7 protein-coding genes and 1 pseudogene are annotated in these 5,762 nt (G+C 61.5%); all 8 read left to right on the forward strand.

Annotated features, from left to right (window positions below; genetic code table 11):
• Positions 1-2 precede the first annotated feature (2 nt).
• The 8 genes and pseudogenes from fliL (at position 3) to flhB (ending at position 5,532) form a co-directional block, all read left to right on the forward strand.
• Positions 3-458, forward strand: a complete 456-nt coding sequence (fliL, locus tag QMX88_RS28545) for a flagellar basal body-associated protein FliL (RefSeq protein ID WP_282373599.1) — start codon at positions 3-5, stop codon at positions 456-458.
• A gap of 9 nt (positions 459-467) precedes the next feature.
• Positions 468-1,436: a flagellar motor switch protein FliM gene (fliM, locus tag QMX88_RS28550; RefSeq protein ID WP_133775890.1), complete on the forward strand. Its 969-nt coding sequence runs from the start codon at positions 468-470 to the stop codon at positions 1,434-1,436.
• Between the two features lie 62 nt (positions 1,437-1,498).
• Complete coding sequence (fliN, locus tag QMX88_RS28555; RefSeq protein ID WP_192174148.1) at positions 1,499-1,957, forward strand: flagellar motor switch protein FliN; 459 nt, start codon at positions 1,499-1,501, stop codon at positions 1,955-1,957.
• Positions 1,958-2,440 (forward strand): annotated as a pseudogene (fliO, locus tag QMX88_RS28560) (flagellar biosynthetic protein FliO); the annotation flags it as partial.
• A 119-nt stretch (positions 2,441-2,559) separates the two neighbouring features.
• Positions 2,560-3,303, forward strand: coding sequence for a flagellar type III secretion system pore protein FliP (gene fliP, locus QMX88_RS28565; RefSeq protein WP_192174149.1), 744 nt, complete (start codon positions 2,560-2,562; stop codon positions 3,301-3,303).
• A gap of 25 nt (positions 3,304-3,328) precedes the next feature.
• Positions 3,329-3,598 (forward strand): flagellar biosynthesis protein FliQ, encoded by a 270-nt coding sequence (gene fliQ / locus QMX88_RS28570; RefSeq protein ID WP_065987304.1) that lies wholly within the window; start codon positions 3,329-3,331, stop codon positions 3,596-3,598.
• 7 nt (positions 3,599-3,605) lie between these two features.
• Entirely contained in the window at positions 3,606-4,391 is a 786-nt protein-coding gene (fliR, locus tag QMX88_RS28575) for a flagellar biosynthetic protein FliR (RefSeq protein WP_282373601.1), read from the forward strand.
• A gap of 1 nt (position 4,392) precedes the next feature.
• Positions 4,393-5,532: a flagellar biosynthesis protein FlhB gene (flhB, locus tag QMX88_RS28580; protein ID WP_192174150.1), complete on the forward strand. Its 1,140-nt coding sequence runs from the start codon at positions 4,393-4,395 to the stop codon at positions 5,530-5,532.
• Positions 5,533-5,762: the final 230 nt, after the last annotated feature.

Consider the following 5,762-nt stretch of genomic DNA (forward strand, 5'->3'; position numbering starts at 1 on the left):
AGTTGAAAGTCATCATCCTCATTGTGGTGGGGCTGCTGCTGGCCATTGGTGTGTCGGTAGGCGCGACCTGGTTCATCATGCACAAGGCCGAAAGCAAGCCGGACGCCGCCGCCATTGCGGAAGCGGCGAATGCCAAAAAAGAGGCGATCTTCGAACCGCTGACGCCGCCCTTCGTCGTCAACTACAACGTCAACGGTCGTCAGCGCTACATGCAGGTCAGCATCACCTTGCTGGCCCGCGACCACGCCGACCTTGAAGCGTTGAAAGCGCACATGCCGGTCATCCGTAATAACCTGGTGATGATGTTCTCCGGCCAGCCATTCGATACCATCGCAACGCCGGTGGGCATGGAAATGCTGCGCCAGAAGGCGGCAGCCGTGGTCCAGGAAGTGGGCCAGAAAGAGCTGAGCAAGAGCGTGATCGAACAGGTACTTTTCACTAACTACGTACTGCAGTAGGACCACGACATGGCCGTGCAAGACCTGCTGTCCCAGGATGAGATCGACGCGCTGCTGCATGGCGTCGACGACGGTCTGGTACAGACCGATAGTGTTGCCGAGCCTGGCAGCGTAAAGAGTTATGACCTGACCAGTCAGGATCGCATCGTCCGCGGACGCATGCCGACCCTGGAAATGATCAACGAGCGTTTCGCCCGCTACACCCGTATCAGCATGTTCAACTTGCTGCGCCGCTCGGCCGATGTGGCCGTGGGTGGGGTGCAGGTGATGAAGTTTGGCGAATACGTGCACTCGCTGTACGTGCCGACCAGTCTCAACCTGGTCAAGATCAAACCCCTGCGCGGCACCGCGCTGTTCATCCTCGACGCGAAGCTGGTGTTCAAGCTGGTGGACAACTTTTTTGGCGGCGACGGTCGCCACGCCAAGATCGAAGGCCGTGAATTCACCCCGACCGAGCTGCGCGTGGTGCGCATCGTGCTGGATCAGGCGTTCATTGATTTGAAGGAAGCCTGGCAGGCGATCATGGAAGTCAACTTCGAGTACATCAACTCGGAAGTGAACCCGGCCATGGCCAACATCGTCGGTCCGAGCGAAGCGATCGTGGTGTCCACCTTCCACATCGAACTGGACGGCGGTGGCGGCGATCTTCACGTGACCATGCCGTATTCGATGATCGAGCCGGTGCGCGAAATGCTCGACGCCGGTTTCCAGTCGGACGTCGACGATCAGGACGAACGCTGGGTCAACGCCCTCAAGCAGGACGTGCTCGACGTGTCGGTGCCGTTGCGGGTCGCGGTCGCTACGCGTCAGCTCAAGCTGCGCGACATCCTGCACATGCAGCCGGGCGACGTGATCCCGGTCGATCTCCCGGAACACCTGGTCATGCGCGCCAACGGCGTGCCGTCCTTCAAGGTCAAACTGGGTTCGCACAAGGGCAACCTGGCCCTGCAAGTCGTCGAACCCATAGAGCGCCGCTGACGCTCCGTCACCGGCAAAACGAATGTGCTGCGTAAACGAATCAATGTTCCCCGAGGACAACCATGGCTAATGACAACGATATGACTTCCGCAGACGACCAGGCTCTGGCCGACGAGTGGGCTGCTGCACTGGGTGAATCCGGGGACGGGCAAGCGGACATCGACGCGCTGCTGGCGGCCGACGCCGGCAACAACGCCAATCGCATGACGATGGAAGAGTTTGGCGGCGTGGCGAAAAGCAACGGCGCAGTCTCGCTGGACGGCCCGAACCTGGACGTGATTCTGGATATCCCGGTGTCGATTTCCATGGAAGTGGGCAGCACCGACATCAACATCCGCAACCTGCTGCAGCTCAACCAGGGCTCGGTGATCGAGCTGGACCGTCTGGCCGGCGAGCCGCTGGACGTGTTGGTCAACGGCACCCTGATCGCCCACGGCGAAGTGGTGGTGGTGAACGAAAAGTTCGGCATCCGTCTGACCGACGTGATCAGCCCGAGCGAACGTATCAAGAAGCTGCGTTAAGTGCGCGGCGTGATCAGAACCCTGTCGAGCCTGCCGCTGTTGGCGTTGTCCTGGGCGGTGATGGCGGCCGATCCGGCGACGCCTGCCGCGCCTGCTGCAACGATGGCGACGACGGCTGCGACGGCAACGCCTGCGGTCGCCGCGCCCGTCGCCGGTTCGGTGAACGGCGGGATGGCCGGTCAGTTGCTGCAACTGGTGCTGGGGCTGCTGCTGGTGATCGGGCTGATCTTCGTGCTGGCCTGGCTGATGCGCCGGGTGCAGCGCGCAGGGCCGGCTGGCAATCAGGTGATCAAGCTGGTGGGCTCCCGCGCGTTGGGGACGCGTGATCGGCTGGTGCTGGTGCAGGTCGGCAACGAACAGGTGTTGCTGGGCGTCTCGCCCGGCAGCATCACTGCGCTGCACGTGATGAATGAGCCGGTCGAAGTCCCTGACGCGCAAAACGCGCAGCCGGAGTTCGCCAGGCGTTTGCTTGAAGCGCTGGGCAACAAGGGCGCGGCGGGGCAACGCCCAGGCATGAATATTTTCGGTGCCGCCGGCAAGAAAGCAGGCACGCCAGGCACGACGGGCAAGCCAGATACTTCGGATCAGAAGGACATGAACTGATGCGCATTGTTTTGACGCTGCTGCTGTTGCTTGCAGCGCCGCTGGCGTTCGGCGCCGATCCGTTGTCTATCCCGGCCATCACGCTGGGCACCGGCGCCAACGGCCAGCAGGAATATTCGGTCAGCCTGCAGATCCTGCTGATCATGACCGCGCTGAGCTTCATCCCGGCGTTCGTCATGCTGATGACCAGCTTCACGCGGATCATCATCGTCTTCTCGATCCTGCGTCAGGCCCTGGGCCTGCAACAGACGCCGTCCAACCAGATCCTCACCGGCATGGCGCTGTTCCTGACCATGTTCATCATGGCGCCGGTGTTCGACCGAGTGAACAACGACGCGCTGCAGCCGTACCTGGCGGAAAAACTCACCGCCCAGGACGCCGTGGCCAAGGCCGAAGTGCCGATCAAGGACTTCATGCTGGCGCAAACCCGCTCCAGCGATCTCGAGTTGTTCATGCGTTTGTCCAAGCGCACCGACATTCCGACCCCGGACGCGGCGCCGCTGACGATTCTGGTGCCGGCGTTCGTGACCTCCGAACTGAAAACGGCGTTCCAGATCGGCTTCATGATTTTCATCCCCTTCCTGATCATCGATCTGGTGGTGGCGAGCATCCTGATGGCCATGGGCATGATGATGCTGTCGCCGTTGATCATTTCCCTGCCGTTCAAAATCATGCTGTTCGTGCTGGTGGATGGCTGGGCGCTGATCATCGGCACGCTGGCCGGCAGTTTTGGTGGTGTATGAACCTGTTTGACGTGGAGTGCGCAGCATGACCCCGGAAGTAGCCGTCGACCTGTTTCGCGAAGCGCTGTGGCTGACCACGACCATGGTCGCCATTCTGGTGGTACCAAGCCTGATCGTCGGCCTGATCGTCTCGATGTTCCAGGCCGCCACGCAGATCAACGAACAGACCCTGAGCTTCCTGCCGCGCCTGTTGGTCATGCTGGTCACGCTGATCGTGGTCGGCCCGTGGATGGTGCGCACCTTCATGGAATACATCACCAATCTGTACACCAGCATTCCCCAAGTGATCGGCTGACCCCTCGATGGAACCTGTGCTGGCGTTGACCGACACCCAGATCAGCACGTGGGTGGCGGCGTTCATGCTGCCGCTTTTCCGCATCGGCGCGTTGCTGATGACCATGCCGATGATCGGGACCGCGCTGGTGCCCAAACGGGTGCGGCTTTATCTGGCGCTGGCGATCACCGTCGTGGTTGCGCCAAGCCTGCCACCGATGCCCGCCGTGAATGCTCTCGACCTCAGCGGGCTGCTGCTGATCGCGCAACAGATCATCATTGGCGCCGGGCTTGGCCTGTCGCTGCAGCTGTTTTTCCAGGCCTTCGTGATCGCCGGGCAGATCATCGGGATCCAGATGGGCATGGGCTTTGCGTCCATGGTCGACCCGGTCAATGGCGTATCGATCGCCACGGTCGGACAGTTCTTCACCATGCTGGTGACGCTGCTGTTCCTGGCCATGAACGCCCACCTGGTTGTGTTCGAAATCATCATCGAAAGCTTCACCACCTTGCCGGTGGGGCAGGGCCTCAGCACTGCCGACATCTGGTTGTTGGTGATGCGTCTGGGCTGGGTGCTCGCCGCGGCGCTGGTGCTGGTGTTGCCGGCCGTCGCTGCGCTGCTGGTGGTGAACATTGCCATGGGCGTGATGACCCGCGCGGCGCCGCAGCTGAATATCTTCTCGATCGGTTTTCCGCTGACGCTGGTGCTGGGCATGGTGATTCTGTGGATCACCCTCGGCGACATTCTCAATCAATACCAACCGCTGGCGGTCGACGCCCTGCAGTTGCTCAGAGACCTGGTCAAGGCGCGCTGACATGGCCGAAAGCGAGAGTGGTCAGGACAAGACAGAAGACCCCACGGACAAACGCAAACGCGACGCCCGGGAGAAGGGCGAGATCGCCCGCTCCAAGGAGCTCAATACGGTCGTAGTGATGATCGTGGGCGCTGCGGGGCTGCTGGCGTTTGGCGGCTCCATGGCGGAGATGATGATGCAGTTGATGCGCGACAATTTCACCATCACCCGCGAGGCGATTCTCGATGAGCGCAGCATGGCGATCATGCTGATGGCCTCGGGCAAGGCGGCGTTGCTGTCGGTGCAGCCGATCCTGCTGGCGCTGACCGTGGCGGCGTTCGTCGGTCCCATTTCCCTCGGCGGCTGGCTGTTTGCCGCAGGCTCTCTGGCGCCCAAGTTCAGCCGCATGAACCCGGCCGCCGGGATCAAGCGGATGTTCTCGCCCAAGGCGCTGATCGAGCTGCTGAAGTCGCTGGCGAAGTTTTTGATTGTGCTGGCGGTGGCGCTGGTGGTGCTGATGAAGGACAAGGGCGACCTGGTGTCCATCGCCCATGAGCCGCTGGAAATGGCGGTGGTGCACAGTTTGCAGTTGGTCGGCTGGAGCACGCTGTGGATGGCACTGGGCCTTTTGATCATCGCGGCGATCGATGTGCCGGTGCAGTTGTGGGAGTCCCACAAGAAGTTGCTGATGACCAAGCAGGAGGTGCGTGATGAGCACAAGGACAGTGAGGGTCGGCCGGAGGTCAAGCAGCGGATTCGTCAGTTGCAGCGGGAGATGTCGCAGCGGCGGATGATGGCGGCGATTCCGGAGGCGGATGTGATTATCACGAACCCGACGCATTATGCGGTGGCGTTGAAGTATGACGCTGAGCGGGGCGGGGCGCCGATTCTGTTGGCCAAGGGCAGTGATTTCATGGCGCTGAAGATTCGGGAGATTGCGGCGCAGCATGAGATTTTGTTGTTGCAGTCGCCGGCGTTGGCGCGGTCGATTTATTACAGCACTGAGTTGGATCAGGAGATTCCGGCGGGGTTGTATCTGGCGGTGGCGCAGGTGTTGGCGTATGTGTATCAGATTCGGCAGTATCGGGCGGGGCGTGGCAAGCGGCCTGATCCGCTGAGGGATAATCTGCCGATTCCGCCGGATTTGAGGCGTGATTCGTAGGGCTTCTAGATTGTTGAGATCAAGATCAACAGCGTCTGCCTGGGGGCAGACTGTTTCGCCTTCGGCGAGTTACTTGGAAAAGCACCCCAAGTAACCAAGGGTGCTTGCTCCTGGTTGGGCCCTTCCTTCGTCAGGGTTCCTTCACTCCGGTCTCGCTCCGTGGGCCCGCGCCGAACGGGCATCCATGCCCTGACGGCGCTCTCGCCGCATCCATGCGGCTCGGCCCACTC

The sequence above is a fragment of the Pseudomonas sp. PS02290 genome, from assembly GCF_029960075.1.
In the GTDB taxonomy this organism is placed as follows: Bacteria; Pseudomonadota; Gammaproteobacteria; order Pseudomonadales; family Pseudomonadaceae; genus Aquipseudomonas.